The following is a 17,571-nucleotide window of genomic DNA, read 5'->3' on the forward strand; positions in this document are numbered from 1 at the left end:
TCCCGCTCCGATCGCTCCGTGAGATCGGGTCCCCCGCCGCGGGCCGCGCTGCGTCGCTTCCGCGTGTCGGATTCTGGCGATGTTCCCGGTCGGCGGTCTCGATCCGCGGATCGACCCGCTGACAGGAAGGCGGCGTCCGCCCCGGAGAGTCGGGAACTGCTCGGAGCGGTAACCTATCAGTCCAGAAGATTAATCACGGCGTGAGGGCATGTACTGTTCATGACAGACGACGGTAGCGTCAACAACGTCCGGTGGAAGATCGGGTGGTCTCCCTGGGCCGTCACCATCGGCGTCACGATCGTGTTTACGCTGATCGGAGCGGGCGTGGATCAGCCGGGACTGCTCTTCGTTCTCGGGATTTTTGCGGGGATAATCACGTGGTACTGGGGCGTCCGCGAGATCAACGCCAACTACCGGTCGTTCGTCCAGAAGTTCATCGGCGAATCCGAACGCAACGCGAAGCGGGGGATCGACCTCGACGAGGCGAAGCTGTACAACCTCACGTACAACTCCGGGAGCTCTCCCCTGTTAGTCAAAGCGTCCGACACCTACTACAACACGACTATCGTCGTCAGTGAGACCTCGATCAACCTCAACGAGGGCGCGGAGTACGACATGAAGTCCCGGTCGGGCGTCGGCGGCGGGACCAACAAGGAGATATACTACGATCAGGTAACCGGCGTGCAGTCGCATCAAGACGGCACGTTCACCGAGCTCGAGATCAAGACCTCCGGCGGGGGATCGACCCGGATCAGCTCGGCCGCGACGGACACCGTCGACGAGGTCGTCTCGGAAGTGCGCCAGCGCGTCCGCGAGATCAAGAACCCCAAGAGCCGTCGCCGGGACCGCCGCGACGATCCCGGACGCGCGTCCGGCGCGTCCGATCGGGCGACGCAGTCGTCCACCGCGTCCCCCGCGGCGCAAGACACCGAGACCGACGCTGATACCGATCCGAGCGGCGATTCGGCCTCCGGCGAGGGTACGGATACGTCGGCCGTCCACCCGGTGACGACGGTCGCCGACGAGATGGCCTCGCGGACCCGACCGAGCGATCCGCTGGCCGCCGAGCTGTGTCGCGCCTTGTCCGACGGCTCGCCCGACGAGGAGCGGCTCGAAGAAGTCCTCGCCGACGTGATCGAGCGGCTGGAGCGCGCCGGTGCCGTCACAGACGCCGTCGAGGACCTCGGTCGCTCGCCGGACGAGCGGCGGGTCGAGTCGGCGCAGCGCTCGGTCGGCCGCCAGGACGGGCCGCTCGCCGAGGGCGTCGAATCGGCGCTCGATCGGATACTGACGCTCGAAGGCGACCTCTCGCAGGCGAAGTCCGAGGCGGACTCCGGTACGGACCACGCCCGGGAGCACCGGAAGGAGATCGAAGAGCTCGAAGCCGAACTGGACCGGTACCAACAGCGCTACGACCGGATCGAGGGGGCGGCCGGGAGCGTCTGTCAAGAGGCCGCTCGGACGGACGCGCTCTCGTTCCGAACGACGGACACTGACGACCGCTTGGTGGAACTTGCCGACGCGCTCGAAGACGGCGATATCGTCTTCGACACCCCCGGAGGGGAGCTCGCTCCGATCGTCGACGAGGTCGAGCACACGCTCCGGCCGCAGACGGCGCAGTCACGGGAGCTGCTCGCGGCGCTCGGCGGCTCCGACTGGGCGGACGACGAGCTCTCCGCGGCCCTCGAATCGACCGTCGAAACCATCGACGAGTACGCCGAGCTCCGCGCGGCGGTGGCGGATATCGGGACGAGCGACGTCCGCCGCCGGCTCGACTCGCTCGACAGCGAACTCGAACGCGAGGAGGGGACGGTGTACCGGCACCTCGCGGATCGCGTCCGCGAGCTGGAGGCGATGGTCGGCGAGGGGGTCGACGACGTGCAGCTGTACGCCATCTATCAGGAGTGCACCTTCTACGACCGGACGCTCGTCCCCCGACTCTCGCGGTCCGACGGCTCCTCGGAGAGCGTCGATGTCGCTCGACGGGCGCGCGACATCGAAGACCGGATCGCGTCGGTCAACGACGAGTACGTCTCGGTGCGCGCCGACCACAACCACACCATCCCGAAGCACTTCCTCGACCTCGCCGACACGCTCTGTGACCGGGCGCGGCGCATGGGGAACGAACAGCCGCATCAGGCGGCCGGCCAGCTCGCCGCAGCGAGCGACCTCCTCGACCACGTCGAGGAGCTATACGAGCGCAACGAGTACAGCGTGATGCTTCGTCGGCTGCGCGGCTGACGCCTGTCCGTGTACTGGTACGTCCACCATCTTTATAATCCGATGTTCCAGTAATATCTGTCGTAGAGACATGTACTGTTCGATAACTATTTTCCCGAGCAGGCGTACCAAGGAACCACCAGCTAAATGACGTATCTGTTTATCGGCGCGGGGCAAGCGGGGGGAGCGATCGTCGACGCGATCTTCGAGTACACGGACGACTCCATGCTCGGCCTGTTCGAGTCCACGGACATCTCGACGCTGGGTCGGCCGCTGGTGTTCAACTCGACGATGCGGGACTTACAGAACCTCTCGAACGTCCCCGCGGAAGACCAGTACGGGGTCGCACAGCAGCACGGGCTCGTCCAAGGGACCGAGCCCGGCTTCGAGGAGATGGTAACAGGCGGCTTCGGACGGAACCCCGTCGACGCCGACGAGGTGATGGCGGACCACGCCGACGAGCTCCAGACGACCCTCGAATCGAAGTTCGGGGGGCGGGGGGCCGCCGCCGCGGCCGACGAGGAGGAGGTGGCGGCGACCGACACCGACGCGATCCAGTTCGCGTTCCTGTTCGTCGGGCTCGGCGGCGGCACCGGGTGCGGGATCAGCCCGCACATCGCCCGCGGTATCAAGGAGTTCACCGACGACCGGACCAAGGTCGTCGCGGTGACCGTCCTCCCGAACACCCGCGGCGGGGTCGAGGACGACCAGACGGACGGCGAGGTCAGCGCGGGCCGTCAGGCGTGGAACGCCCGGTACGGGCTCGACCGCCTCGAAGACGAGGTCGACGGAATCGTCCTCGTCGACAACCAGCGGATCTCGTACCTCGACTCGGCGGGCGGCGAGTTCGGCGAGTACAACGAGTACGTCGCCGCCGCGTTCCACGACATCGTCGTCGGCCCGATGCTGAGCAATGTCGACGCCAGCGAGGTCGACGGCGTCGACACACCCGACATCGACGTTCGCGACATCGTCACGTCGCTGTCGTTCGGCGTCGCCGGGGAGGAGTCCAGACCGGGCTACGGCGCGATCGGGCGATCGGTGACGATGACGCGGTCGCTGTCGGGGTATCTGTTGCCGTTCGTCGGGCGCCGCGACATCGACAGCGCGGCGCTCGCGCGGCTCTCGGCGTCGAAACAGTCGCTCGCGAAGGCCGACCCGAACGACGCCCAGAAGGCGATCGCGCTGGTCCGCGCGCCAAGCGCGAACATCGGTCCGGGTTCACACAGCGTCGAGACCGGGACGATCAAGGAGTACCTCGAACGGAGCTGTCGGCTCAGCGAGGTCAACATCGGCGTCGCGCTCAGCGGTCGCAACCTCGCATCGGTCGTGACGCTGCTCACGTACCGCCGCGAGGACCTCGACCGCCTCGACGAGATCGAGGCCGCGGCCGACGCCTACGAACAGGAGACGGAGGAACTGTTCGCATGACTCGGACGGCGAGACCGCGGCTCGCGAGGATCGCCTTCGTCGCGGCAGCCGTGCTGGTCGGCTCCGTCGGCGTCGTCGTCGGTGACGGGAGCGCGACCGTTCGGTCGGCGATCGAGGCGACGGCGACGGCGACGGCCGCCGCCTCGCTCGCCGGGGAGGTGCCGTACCTCGCGGCCGGCGGCGCGCTGATCGGGTTGGGCATCGGCGCGGTGGTCGCGAGCGGTGCCACGTACTGGTACCAGAGCAAGCAGATCGGGGGGCGGCTCGAATGACGGGCCGAGCGGAACGCCTGTTGCTGGCGTCGCTGCTCTGCGTCGGCCTTCTCTCCCTCGTCGCCGTCAACGGGGCGGCCGCCGCCGGCACGGGCGACTACTGCGAAGGGGTCGGGGAGAACCGGAGCGCCATCGTCGGCGGCGCCGGCGACACGGTTTACACCGACGAGGTGACGCTCCATCCCGGATCGACGCTGACCGTCGGCTACTGCTCGTTCGGTGAGCCGGCCGACCGCGACTGGCTCTCCGACGGCACCGGGTACGAGGTCGGCGAGCGCGACGGTCACACTTACACCGTCACGATCACCGGCGAGACGGAGACCGTCGACTTCGCCGACCACTTCGCGGACGGAGACCAGCCGACGTTCGAGGACCGGCTGGTCGTCACCGTGGCCGAGTCGAGCGGTACCGGCCCCACGGCCGTCGACGGGGTCGACGACAGCCAGTACCGCAGCGCCGTAGACGAAACCGAGAACGCGACGACGGCGCTGAACGAAACGACCAGCGGCCTCGAGGCCGACGAGGTCAGCCTCGATGACGCGAACGAAACGGTATACTCGCTGCGGGAGGAGTACAAGACGATGACGGAGACACGGACGGACCTACTGGGCCGTCTCAGATCGGCCGGTGAGAACGGGACCGCGGCGGGCACCGTCGCGGCCGCAGCGGCGGCCGACGAGGAGTACGAACGCACCGACTCGAACGTGACGGCGGCGGCGACCGCGTACACCGAAGCCGTCGAGGCGACGGCCGACGGCCCCCGCTCGACGGTGCGGCTCTCGGTGCTCGGGTCGCTGGGCGCCGGCGTGGCGCTCGGCCTCGTCGCCGGCGCGGCGGTCCCGCTGATCGCCGCGCGCCGCGTCAAAGAGAAGATGAAGCTGAGCCGCGACGTGAGCTACGACCGGAAGACGGCGCTGCTCCCGATCCTGATCGGGATCGTCGCCGCCGTCGGCGGCGCGGCGATCCTCGCCGTGATGATCGGGATCGATCCCCTCCTCCGGGTGATCGCATGAACGCGAACCGACGGACCGCGCTCGGGATCGGTGCGCTCGTCGTGCTGGCCGCGGCGATCGGCGCGGGCATCTTCATCTGGTCCGGCTCGCAGGCGGCGACCTGGTTCGTCCTCATCGGGATCCCGCTGTTCGTCGTCCTCGGAATCGGGCTGTACGTCCGGGGCGTGATCACTCGCAGCGGGACGAGCGAACAGGAGTTCGTCCGCACCCGCGCCCGGTCGACGGCCGAGGAGTTCCAGGCGCTCCTCCGGCAGCGGCAGACGCTCCGGACCGCCTACCCCGACTGGGACCCGGGGATCGACGCGCAGGTCGAGTCCGCGGTCGGTGACTTCGAGACGCAGGGCGTCACCGTCGATCGGGAGACCGGTGCGTTCGACCTCGGAGCGGGCGTCAAGTCGGCCGACCTCCAGGAGTTCGAACGCCTCTCGAACGAGACACAGCGGCTCGAGGACGAGGTCGAGTCGTCGTTCCGGGAGTTCGTCGCCGGCGACCTCTCCCGGCGCGAGCGCGTGCTCGACCGACTGGCGGAGGTCGACCTCGCGGAGCCGAGCGAGTCGTTCTCGGCGCCCGATTCGAACGCGTCCGTCGCCGAGTGCCGCGACGTGCTCGACAGCTCGCGCGAGGCGACGCGCGGGACGATCGAGGAGGCGATCGAGACCGTCCGCGAGATGCGGCGCGGCGGGCACCGCGCGGACGACGGCGGCGCGATCGAAGCGGACCTCGAAGACGCCGAGGCGGCGCTGGACCGCGTGGAGTTCGAGTCGGCCGTCGAGTCCGTGCTCGAGGCGCGCGACCGGCTCCGCGACGAGTTTTCCGGCTCGTTCAACGAGGAGCTGGACGCCATCCGCGACCTCGTCGACGCGGTCGACCGGGCCGACGTCGACGCGCACGTCGAGGCGAGCTCGATCGACGAGGTCGACCGCATCGACGCGGCGGTGTCCGACCTCGACTCGGCGCTCGACCTCTCCGAGGCGAGCCGCCACCGCTCCGACCTCCGGCGGGTCTGCCTCGACATGATCCGAACGATGGAGCGCCGCCTCGCCGACCACGCCGAGACGCTGCGGGCGGCCGACCTCCCGCCGGGGTACTACACCGAGCCGGACGCGGTCGACGAGCGCTTCGCGGCCGAACTCGAAGCGATCGACGACCTCGAGCTGTTCACGGAGCGGTGGGAGGCCGCGGCGACCGACCTGCGTGACGCCGTCGAGACGGCGAGCACCAAGGCCGCGGTCGTCGACGCGTACGACGACGTCTCGGAGACGATCGAGACGGCGCTGGCGGAGCGCGGCGAGGTCGTCGGCGACGACCTCCCGATGCGGCACGCGGACCAGTTCCTCGGGCTCTACTATCGACGGAACGAGGGGTTGGAGTTCGACCCGAGCGTCCCCGCACTCCGGCGCGGCGACGTGGAAACGCACGACCTCACCGTGGAGGTGGCGTACGAACACGGCAGCGAACGCCCGCGCACGGCGACGGTCGAGCTCGACGGCGGTGGCTACTCTGAGGCCGTCACCGTGGAGACGCGGGTCGCCGGAACGGCGGCGTTCGAAAACGTTCCGGCGGGCACCCACGAGCTCTCGGCGGACCCGGGCGACGACGCGTTCGGCGCGATCGAGCGCGACGTGCGGGTCGACGGCGACGCGTCGGTGTCCGTGGAGTTCCGCGAACGGGAGCTGCGCGAACAGCTCTGCGCCGACGTCGACGTCGACATGACGGAGGTCCTGCCGGACATGCGGTCCCGACTCGAGTCGTCGTTCGCCGAGGAGGGGTACGTGTCGACGGAGATGGACCTCCCCGTGCAAGACACCCACGCGGCCTGCCTGCTCGCCGTCTGGAGCGACGAGGCGGGCCACGGTATCTGTCGGAGCGACGGCGACGTCGTCGTGTACGACGACGATCAGATCGAACGCGAAGTGACCAACGTTCTGCGGTACAACGTCGACCCGGGCGACCGGGTGAGCTTCGCCGATCTGCGACGGAACTTCCTCTCGGCGCCGGTCCCGGACTCCGTGGTCCGGGACGTGGTCGGTGGGATCGACGGCGAGCACAGCGTGACGATAACCGAAACGGGACTCGAGATCAACGAACACTGACCAATGGCACAAACGGACACGTTTACGAGATGGAGCGTTATCGCGTCGGGAGAGGGCGGCGGCCGCATCGCGTCGCAGTTCTTCGACCGGGCGGAGAACCCTGGGATCGACGACCGGGTGCTGGTGATGAACACGAACCGGGCCGACCTCCGGAACACGATCGACCGGATGCGCGGGACCCTCCAGGACGAGCGCGGCGAAGAGGAGACGATGGAGTCGCACGCGCTGGAGTTCGGCTCGCAGCAGGGCGCGGGGAACTTCTTCCCGAACGGTGAGGCGTGCGCGCGGGAGGACCTCGACCGCATCGTGTCCCGGATCAAGGACTTCGGGACCTCGGACGCGTTCATGCACGTCGCGACGCTCGGCGGCGGCACCGGAAACGGGTCGATCCCGTACACGATAGAGCAGTTCAAGACCGGACTCGCCGACCTCGAAGACGCCGGCGCGACGGAGGACTGGATGGACAGCGTGATCCACACCGCGTTCGGCGTGTGGCCCTACTACTACGAGCAGCCGCAGCGGCACTTCAACGCGGTGTGCGGGCTCTCGCGGCTGCTTCGGACCGCGGACGACACGCAGAACGCGGACATGGTGTTGCTCGCCTCGAACTCCCAGCTCGACGACGAGGAGAACGGGAACGGGCGACACTACGACTCGATCAACGACGCGATCATCACGGCCATCGACCTGATGATCGGCGCCGGTCGCGAGACCCGCAGCGTCATCGACGTGAAAGACTACGTGACCATCCCCTCGCAGATGGACGCGTACCACTTCACGCCGGCCGTCGCGACCGAGATGAACGGACAGGTGTACGAGCTCGAGTACATGCTCGATCAGGCCGCGGAGAACACGTACGTGCCGATGGACGTTGGCACGACGACCGCCGCGTACGCCATCGTCCGGGCCCCGGAGAGCATGATCGACGACGACGAGATCAGCGAGCCCGAGGTGTACGGCGCGTTCCGCGACTGGACCACCAAACACGACATCAACGTGGCCGGACAGGCAAGCCTCACCCCGAAACGGGGGCGCGGTAGCGACGTCGACGTGCTCCTCCTGTTGGGCGGGTTCGACCTGAACCCGCTGCTCGACCACTCGTGGGACGAGTTCGAGATGCTCGGGGACAGCCTCGCCGGGACCGGCGGCGGGACCGGCGGCGAGCTGACGCAAGCACAACTCGACCGAATCGTCGACAACCTCGAAGCGTACGTCGACAAGAATGCGGAGTGATCCAGCGAGATGAGCCCACACGAATCACCGGCCGGCGCAGCGTCCGAATCGTCCCGGCGAGCCGCCATCGTGGCCGTCTCGCTGGTCCTCGTCGGCCTCGTCGCGGTCGGGTTCGCGCCGGGCGTCGCCTCGGCCGACGATACGCTCGAACGCGACGGAACCGACCTCGTCGTCAACGTCTCGGAGGTCGAGGATCCGGAGACGGTCACCGTCGCGGTGACCGACCCGGCCGACCCCGAGATCAGCTACGAAGCCAACGCGACGCGGAGCGACGGTAACACGGTCCGAATCGACGTGACGGATCCCGCGTCGGGATCCGTCAACGGCACCGACCTGCGGGACGCGACGGTGACCGTCACCGTCGATCCGAGCGGCGACAACGCCACGGCCGTGCAGCTGACGAACGGCACGTCGGTTCCCCTTCACGCGGTCGCGTTCGCGGACGACCGCCCGGCGTGGATCGGCGAAGGAGAGGCCGAAAACGCGAGTGATACGCTTTACGTCCCCCTCGACGCCGCCGGCACCGTCGGCGTGCCCGACGGAGACACGGTCGACATCGACGTCGACGGCAGCGAGACCGCGAACGTGACGGGGACTGTTCACGGAGACGGAGAACAACTCACCGTTGACCGCGACGAGCTGCTCTCCGAGGTCGGCGACTCGCGGGAGACGCTCGACCTCCGGGTGCTGTCGAGCGCCGGTCGGGTGATCGACGAACCGGAGATCGAACCCGAACTGCGCTCGCGGGGAGACGGACTCGCGCTCTGGCACCCGCTGTTCGCCTCTGGCGAGACGTACACGGTGGACGCGAGCACCGTCGGCGAGGACGCTCGCTACACCGCCACCGCCGCGGAGACCGACGAAGGCTACCTCGAACTGTCGAGACTGTCGGCGAACGACACCGCGATCCGCGTGTCGACCGCCGACGGGACCACGCTCGCCAACTACACCGACGACGACCCGATCGCCTACTCCGGACCGCCCGAAGTCGACGCCGAACTCTCGGACGACGGCGCGCTCCGCTTCGACCGATCGCTCGCGGGACTCTCCGTCGACGGCGCCGTCGTCGGAGCCGGCGACGAAGGCGGTTCGACGTACGCCAATATCGAGAGTAAAATCGGCAGTGAGGGGCGTTTGACTCCCGAGGAGACCGACCTGAGCGGCGCGAAGACGCTGCTGCTGTCGACCGCCGCCGGCGACGTGGCCGCGTCGATCGAATCGGGCGGCGGTAGCGGCAGCGCAGCCGCCGGCTCCGTCGGAGCGATCGGCGGCATCCTCCCGATCCTCGCCGTGCTCCTGGTTCCGATCGTCGTCGGGCTCGGGCTCGGCGGGATCATCTCCCAGGTCCAAAACGACGTTCCCGACATCGTGTCGAAGCTCATACTCGGGGGGGTGGGACTCGCGTTAGCACTCCTCGCACTCCTCGCGGTTCATGCGCTGGCGCCAATCACCATCCTTGGAACGGCGCTCCAGTGGGTCGGGCTCGTCGGGGTCGTGATCGGTGCCGCCGTGACCCCGGTGGTACCGACGGTGGTGGCCTCGCGGAAACCCGGAGTCGTCGCCGCGTCCGGCCCGTTCGCCGCCAAGGTGACCGTCACCGACGGCTCCGACCTCTTCCGCGGCGATGTCAGCGTCCACTACCGGAAGCCCGACGGACGGGACCGGTACGACCCGGTGTCCGTGCGCGGCGGCCGCGAGACGATCCAGCTGCCCGGCACCGGGACCTGGGAGGTGTACGCGCGCCACGGCTCCGCGCGCTCGAACGTCGAGACGGTCGACGCGAACGATCCGGCGGCGACCCTGACGATCCCGGTTGAGGCGACGCTCACCGTGGTCGACGCGGTCGACGGCGAGCCCGTCGCCGACGCGACGATCAGTGGCGAAGCCGGCATTTCGGGAACGACTGACCGGAACGGCGCGGTCACGCTTGACCCGCCGGAGGACGCGACCGACGCGGAGATCGAGGTGTCCCACGACCGGTACGCCGACGCCACGGAACGGGTCCGGTTCCGGCAGAACGCGAGCCCGACCGTCGAACTCGACCGCCGGACCGGACGCCTCCGCGGGTCGGCCACGGTCGACGGGACGGCGGTCGGAGCGGTTCCGATCCGGATCGTCCCCGACGACGAGTTCCTCTCCGACCGCTTCGAGGTCGAGACGGTCTCCACCAACGCCGACGGAACGCTCGAGGAGCGGACGCTGCCGATCGGCCAGTACCGGGTCGAGACCACGCTCGCGGACGGAGACGGGTACGAGAAAACGGAGACGACGGTCACCGTGCGCGAGTCCGGAACCGCGCGGGCGGAGGTCGACGCCCGGTTCACGTGGCGGCTCGACGCCGACCGTCGGGACCGGATCGACCGCATCCGACGCGACGTTCGGTCGGTCTCTGAGGGCGGCGGCCGCGACGGGACGATTCCGCGCTACTACGCCTCAGTCGTCGAGTCGATGCTCGATGTCGCCGAGTCGGTGCCCGACGCCGGCCACGAGTTCGTCGGCCGCGAGGCCGATCCCGGCGACGCGGTCGACGGGATCCTCGCGGCGGCCGAGCGGACGACGGACGCGATCGCCGAGGCGATGACGACGAAGCGGAACGTCGACCTGTTCGCCGCCTGCGCCGACATGCCCGACGCGGATGTCCGGTGGAGCGGGACCTTCGACCTCGCGGAGCTGCTCGACCGGCTCGAAGCCGATTCGGGCGCGCAGCGCCGCGAGGTGAAGCAGCGCTACGAGGCGGTCGACGGCCTCATCGAGGACCGGCGCGGCGAGCTCTCGGAGATCGCGCCGGCCAGAGAGATGCAACAGCGCGCGTGGGAGCTGACGCGCGAGGCCGACCGCGGTCCCGAGGCGGTCGCGATCGGCTACACGTCCCTGCTGCTGCTCGACGCGGTCGAGGAGCTGTTCGAGCACGACGCCCTCCGCGAGCGGCTCACACGAACGGTGTTCTGACATGACCGAAACACGCACAACACGCACGCGGACGACTCGGACGGTGGTCGCCTGCGCGCTCGCCGGCCTGCTCGTCCTCGCGTCGATCGCGGCGGGGGGCGCCGGGACGGCGGCCGCACAGGAGGAGCCGGAGACCGCGAACGAGTACTTCGAGACGTTCCGCTCGATGGAGGGGACCGAGGCGTATCAGGAGTACGAGGAGTTCGAAACGATCCGGACGTTCGCCGTCTCCCGCGCGCAGGAGGTGGGGACGCTCGACGACGACGACCGCGCCGAGTTCGACGCGGTGCTCGACACGATGGTGGCGTTCGAGCAGGCGTACGACCGCGCCGGCGCCGGCGAGTACGAAGCGAGTCTCGCGGCGGCCGAGGACGCCGAGGCCGCGATCGACGAGCTGGAGTCCTACGAGGAGACCCAAGCGACGCTCGCGGACCTCGCGGTGACCCGCTTTTACGCGAGCCTCGGCGACGGCCTCCGCGATCGGGCATCGGCGGCCGAGCGGACGCCGGACCGGATCGAGTTGCTCTCGATGACCGCGACCGCGTACGAACGGGCGAACCGCCCGAACGAGGCCGCGGAGTTCAACCTGCAGGCCGAACAGCTCTCGGCCGAGTACAACGCCGCGGTGGAGCGGATGGACGACGCGGAGACCACCGCCGGCACCTTCCTCGATCAGTGTCTCGACTGCGGTACCGTCGCCGGGGCGATCGGCGGCAGCGCCAACCCGGTCCAGACGTTCGGGCGCTATCAGTCCTCTCAGGAAGTGCTCTCGGAGGTGCGGTCGGCAGAGGCAGACGCGACCGAGAACGGCCTCGACGAGCGCACAGCCGAACTGAGCGCGCTCGCGGACGACGTGGGCGACGCTCGGCTTTCACTCGGGGTCGCCTCCGCCTCGATACTCGTCGGCTACGGGCTCGTCGTCGGGCTGATCGGCACGGTGGTGCTCGGCCGGATCTTCCTCTGGCGGCGGACCTACGAGATGGCCCAGATCGGGTCGATCGTCTCGGGAGGTGACGGCGATGTCTAAGCGGCGCTCCGCCGCCCTCGTGGTGGCGGTCGTCCTCGGCCTGCTCGCGGCGCCCGCGGTCGGCGCGGCCAACGTCTCGGACGTGCAGGCGAGCGACTACACGATGAATGTCCAGACGGACGGCCAGACGGACAGCCACGACATTCAGGTGACCAACAGCGGCCAGAACGGGACGAACGCCGACGTGACGATCACGAGCGAGCCGTCCGGCGTCTCGGTCTCGGGCGCGGACACGTACCTCGCACCGGGGACGACCACCGACGTCCCGCTCGACATCACCGCCGGGTTCGACGCCGAGAGTGGCACCGTCTCCGGGAACGTCAACGGCGAGCCGTTCGAGTTCTACCTGACGGTCAACACCCCGCCGCTCGCCGGCTTCGAGGACGAGCCGCTCGACCTCGGCGACGTGCTCGTCGGGCAAACCGCCTCGGGCGAGGTCACGGTCGAGGAAGTCAGCGGCGGCGGGTCGCTCAACGGGGTCGAGATCACCGAAGTGAGCGGCGATCAGGACGCGGATCTCGACTTCTCCGGCGGCGCCTCCGTCAGCGGCAGCAGCGGGACCGTCGACTGGACGGTGACCCCGGACTCGGACGCGCCGCAACACGAGGACCTCGAGTGGACCGTCGAGCTGTCGGACTCGCGGTACCCAGACGCGACCCGCGAGGTCGACGTCGAGGCCCGCGCCATCTACCCCGGCTACTTCGGTGAGCTGGAGCTCGGCGACGACGAGTTCACGTTCGACGAGCCGCGCGACGGGGGCGACACGCTGACCCGGACGATCGATCTGGAGATCCCCAACGACGGGGACACCCCGATCGAGGTCGGCAGCGTCTCTGCGTCCTCGCCCAACGCGGGTGTCTCCGTGACGGCCTCGAGCACGCCGAACGAGATCGACGGGCAGTCGACCGAGGACGCGTCCCTCCGCGTCACCGCCGACCGGGACCTCCCGGAAGGGTCGTACGACATCTCCGCGACCGTGGACACGCCCGGGTTCGACGGCGACGACGCGAGCCTCGACGGAAGCTTCGATATCGTCCACGAGACGCGCCTCGTCGCCGACAACGCCGATATCGGTGACGTGGCGATCGGCGAGGCCAACGGCCGGACCGTGACGGTCAGCGAGGAGCTCGGCTACAACGACGTCAACGATGTCGACACGACGCTCACCGACGGCCCGGAGGAGTGGCTCACGCTCCAGAGTGCACCGAGCTCGGTGAGCGCGGGCGGCAGCGCTGACGCCACGTTCTCGCTGGAGTTCGATACCAGCGCAGAGCTCGGAGAGAGCTACGAATGGGTGTATAACGTCGACGGCGACAGCGACGACGCCACCATCGAGGTCACGGCCTCGCCGGTCCCGCTCGACCTCGAACCGATCCGAAACGATCTCTCCGGGTACGACACGGCCGTCGCCGACAGTACCCTCGAACTCGTCGACCGGATGGACGAGCGTCTCCGGAGCGGAGCGAGCGCGAACCAGGAGATCTCCACCGTGCTGACCTTCGGCGAGGCGGTAACGCTGTATTCCGAGGCGGTCGCGGAGGCTGACGGCCACCTGGAGAACGGCGAGAACGCCCAAGCGCAGTCCGCGATCATCCGGGCGGCCGCCGCGTACAACACGATGGGGCTCCAGGCCGATCGGATCGAAAACGAGGAGCTCCGCGGACTCGCGAACACCGCTCAGTCGGACGCGGAGGGCGACCTCGATCGGCTCATCCAAGAACAGCAGGCGTACTACGAGGACCGGCTCGAATCGGGCGAGATGTCGCTGATCGAGGAGGCGACCACGCAGCGCCAGCTCGCGCGGATCGCGCTCCTGCAAGGCGACGAAGAGCGCGCGAACCAGCTCGAAAGCGACGCGGAGGAGGCGTTCAGCAGCTACTCCGACTCCGTCTCGGCCGGCGAACAGGCGGTACAGGAGGCGGAGAGCACGTGGAGCCGGATGGAAGACGAGCAGTTCGTCGTCGTCCTCGGCCAGCCGCTCCTGTTGAACCCGGCGAACTACGACGCGTTCGTGGCGGGGACGGCGTCGATCGACGCCACCTATCAGGAGGCGATCGACGCGTTCGAGAGCGCGGGCGAGACCACGCGCGCCGAGGAGGTGAGGGCCGAGCACGAGTCGCGGACCACGGCGCTCGGGATCGCCCGATACTCGCTTTTCGGCGCGATAGGTGTCTACGCGCTCGTCGCGGTCGGACTGACTCTCCGAACCGCGAGGCGGATGTTCTGGTACGTCCGCGACACGCGGGAGTCGGTCAGCGGCGACTTCCTCGTGTAGGTCCGGAAACCGCGACGGCGACTTTTTTGAGACGGACGACCGCGGTCGGCGGCGCTCTCAGTCCTCGCTCCGCAGCGGCGTCGAGAGTCGGGAGGGGACCTCGGGCGACGCGGTCGCCGCGTCGATCCGATCGAGCGACCACGCGGCGAGGAGATCGTCGGTCCACGCGGACTCGTCCTCTCCGGCCGGACCGGCGGCGCGGGCGGCGTACTCCCGCTCGGTCCCGTCGACCGCGTACGAGACGGTGACCTCGAAGCTCGGCTCGGCGTACCCCGACTCGAGGTCGACGTAGTGTTCGATCCGACCGCCGGGAGCGACGCGATCCCGACGGGCGGGCGAGTAGAACATCGAGTCGATCGGGTCGCCGTCGGCGACCACCGAAACGTCCGTCAGCGGTTCGTCGCCGTCGTTCTCGAACGCGAGCACGACCGAGCTGTACTCGCCCGCGACGTGAGTGTCCGGGCTGATCCCCGGAGTTAGCGCCGGCTCTCCACCGGCTGCCGGCGCGTCCCCGTCGGCCGCCGCCAACACGTCGATCCGACGCTCCTCGCCGTCGGACTCGACCCAGAACGAGACGGGGACGGCGTCGCCGGGGGCCGGGCGCTCTGCGACCGTCGCCGAGACGGTCGCGCTCGCGCCGGCGTCGACCGCGGTCGAGAGCGGCGCCCGACCGCCGTCCGGTCCGGGGTCGACGCCGGTCACGCGACACGCTCGGTCGGTGCCGTTCTCGACCGCGGCCGTGAGCGCGCCGTCGGCCGGATCGACCGTCGCTACCACGCCGACCGCGTCGTCGCTCACCGGGAGCCGCCGGGCGTCGACCTCGCCGACGACCGTTCCGTTCGCCTCGACCGCGACCGACTGGAGGGCGAGTTCGCTGTCCTCGCCCGCGGCGACGAATCGGTCGATCGACGCGGTCTCGCCGCGGTCGAGGCGGCCGAGCGAGAGGCGCTCACCGTCGTCGAGGGCGACTTCGACCGAGTCGGTCGACTCCCCCTCGTTCTCGACCACGATCCGATCGCGGACCGCGTGGCCGATCCCGGGCGCGCGGTCCGGAGCGTGTCGCGTCACCGACAGGGACGGTCCGCCTTCGGATCGGCTCGCGGAGTGCCCCTCCGTCGGAGCCTCGGCCGACGGTTCCGCTCGATCCACGGCGGGGGTTCCCGTCGACGCGGGCCCTGACGCCGCCTCGTCTCGGCCGCTCGTCGCTTCGCTCGACCGGCTCCGACTTTTCGCCGCTTCGTCCGTCCGGCTCTGGCTCTCCTCTGATTCGTCCGTCCGGCTCCGCTCCGAGCCGCGATCGCGAGACGACCGCGACCGGTCGCGGTCGCGCCCCCCGGTCGACGAGGGTGTCGTGAACGTTCCGTTCCCGGGGACGCGGACGCGCTCCTCGGCGTCAAGCGCGTCGAGCGCGATCCGGGCCACCCCCGACTCGTACTGGGGGACGAGGAGCAGCAGTTCGTCGCTGTCGATCGTCACCGGTGACCGCACGCGCCCGGCCCCCGGCATCTCCACCACGAGCCGGTCTTCGACCGGAACGCCGTCGGCGACCGAAACGGTCGCCCGCAGTGCGTCGCGCTCCACCGCCGCGTCGATCGTCGGCCGCGACGGGAGCGTACACGTGGGGGCGTACTCCCGACGGCGGTCGCCGCGCGTCACTTCGAGCCCGACCGACACCCGGGTGTCGGGCTCGTACGGCCGAGTGACCGTCCCCTCCCACGTGTCTCCGGGGGCGACGCCGGCCGCCTCGGTGCCGGCCTCCAACAGCCGGACCGCGTCGAGGGGGACGCCCCCGACGTTCTCGACCGTCACCCCGATCTCGGCGACCCCGTCGTCGATCCGCGCCGTGTGGAGGGCCGTCTCGACTGCGAGCCCGCCGCTCGCCGCGTCTTCGACCTCGACGGTCCCGCGTCCGGCTTCGTTGCCGTCGACCGCGACCGTCGCGTCCGCGCGCCCCTCCCGGCGCACCGACGCGACTGGGAAGTCGGTGACCTCGGAGCCCTCACCGGCGACCGTCACGGTCCGCTCGGCGGGCGAGAGCGAGCAGCCGTCCACGTCGAGCGCGAGATCGACCGTCCGCTCCTGTTCGGTCGGGTTCGACACCTCGACGTCGACCGTCCCCCCGACCCCGACCGAGTCGGTGAGTAGCGCCACGTCGACCCGATCCCGGTCGGGGACGTACGTCGCGATCGTTCCGTCGCGCACCGAGCAGACGACCGCGCCGTCGCCGGTCGCGTACACGTCGCCGGTCGGGAGGTCTGGGACCGTCTCCGTCGCCCCGTCCGGCCCCACGTCGAGCACGCCGTCGGCCGCGCTGACCAGCACCGACCCGTCCCCCACCGGCGCGACCTGTCGGGCGTCCAGCTCCGTGCGCCAGCTGTCCTCGCCGCTCCCGCGGTCGAGCCCGACGAGCCGGTCGCTCTGGAGCGCCGCGACCACGGTCCCGTCGCAGGCGCCGACGCTCCGAACGACCGCCGAGAGATCGCGGTCGAACGTGACCTCGCCGTCGCCGTCGACCGCGGTGAGGAACGACCACGTCGCGATCACGAAGCCGGTCGGCGTCGCGAGGAAGGCGTCGTCGGGCGTTCCCGGGCGGGTCCGGCTGACTGCGAACCGCTCGCGGCCGCTCGCGACCTCCACGAACCGGAGGGTGTCCGCGTCGAGGACGCCGCAGCACTCTCGAGACTCGGCGCCGGCCACGGCGTACGCGTCGATCGCGTCGTGGCTCCAAACCCGGTCTCCGTCGAGCGAGTACGCCGTCAGCGTCTCCGGCGAGAGGACGAGCAGGCGGTCCGCCACCGCCAGATCGACGATCGGCTCGCCGTGGTCGATCGCGGTCCGCTCTCGCCCGGANNTCCGGGCGCCGAGCCCGAACGCGATCACGTCGCGTCCGACCCCGACCGCGGACGGGGCGTCGCTCTCGAAGGAGCCGACCTGCCGGTAGCCGTCAGTCACGGCCGTCACCCCCGACCTCCGCCTCGGCGGTCTCAGTGACGGGTCCGGTGTCTTCGGTCCCCCCGGCGGCGTCGCCTTCCGCCCTCGGTCCCTCGCCGCTCTGGCC

General features: G+C 69.9%; 9 protein-coding genes. All 9 read left to right on the forward strand.

Translation table 11 applies throughout. The annotated features are described in order from the left end of the window. The first annotated feature begins 219 nt into the window (after nucleotides 1-219). Nucleotides 220-2,241, forward strand: coding sequence for a hypothetical protein (locus DJ69_RS04695; protein ID WP_099254530.1), 2,022 nt, complete (start codon nucleotides 220-222; stop codon nucleotides 2,239-2,241). 126 nt (nucleotides 2,242-2,367) lie between these two features. Beyond that, complete coding sequence (locus DJ69_RS04700; RefSeq protein ID WP_099254531.1) at nucleotides 2,368-3,651, forward strand: FtsZ/tubulin family protein; 1,284 nt, start codon at nucleotides 2,368-2,370, stop codon at nucleotides 3,649-3,651. Beyond that, nucleotides 3,648-3,923, forward strand: a complete 276-nt coding sequence (locus DJ69_RS04705; protein WP_099254532.1) for a hypothetical protein — start codon at nucleotides 3,648-3,650, stop codon at nucleotides 3,921-3,923. The genes DJ69_RS04700 and DJ69_RS04705 overlap by 4 nt, the downstream gene beginning before the upstream one ends. Further along, on the forward strand, nucleotides 3,920-4,936 hold the full coding sequence (locus DJ69_RS18235; RefSeq protein ID WP_180271723.1) for a hypothetical protein: 1,017 nt from the start codon (nucleotides 3,920-3,922) through the stop codon (nucleotides 4,934-4,936). The genes DJ69_RS04705 and DJ69_RS18235 overlap by 4 nt, the downstream gene beginning before the upstream one ends. Continuing rightward, nucleotides 4,933-7,029, forward strand: coding sequence for a hypothetical protein (locus tag DJ69_RS04715; protein ID WP_099254533.1), 2,097 nt, complete (start codon nucleotides 4,933-4,935; stop codon nucleotides 7,027-7,029). The genes DJ69_RS18235 and DJ69_RS04715 overlap by 4 nt, the downstream gene beginning before the upstream one ends. 3 nt (nucleotides 7,030-7,032) lie before the next feature. After that, the gene (locus DJ69_RS04720; RefSeq protein WP_099254534.1) at nucleotides 7,033-8,262 is read left to right on the forward strand and encodes an FtsZ/tubulin family protein; all 1,230 of its coding nucleotides are present in this window, start codon (nucleotides 7,033-7,035) and stop codon (nucleotides 8,260-8,262) included. Between the two features lie 9 nt (nucleotides 8,263-8,271). After that, complete coding sequence (locus DJ69_RS04725) at nucleotides 8,272-11,211, forward strand: hypothetical protein (protein ID WP_144050385.1); 2,940 nt, start codon at nucleotides 8,272-8,274, stop codon at nucleotides 11,209-11,211. 1 nt (nucleotide 11,212) lies between these two features. Next, the gene (locus DJ69_RS04730; protein WP_099254536.1) at nucleotides 11,213-12,238 is read left to right on the forward strand and encodes a hypothetical protein; all 1,026 of its coding nucleotides are present in this window, start codon (nucleotides 11,213-11,215) and stop codon (nucleotides 12,236-12,238) included. Then, a complete protein-coding gene (locus DJ69_RS18780; RefSeq protein ID WP_245851507.1) occupies nucleotides 12,231-14,513 on the forward strand; it encodes a hypothetical protein in 2,283 nt (760 codons plus the stop codon). Before DJ69_RS04730 ends, DJ69_RS18780 begins: the two co-directional genes overlap by 8 nt. Nucleotides 14,514-17,571 lie beyond the last annotated feature (3,058 nt).

The sequence above is a fragment of the Halorubrum persicum genome, assembly GCF_002727125.1.
Lineage (GTDB): Archaea > Halobacteriota > Halobacteria > Halobacteriales > Haloferacaceae > Halorubrum > Halorubrum persicum.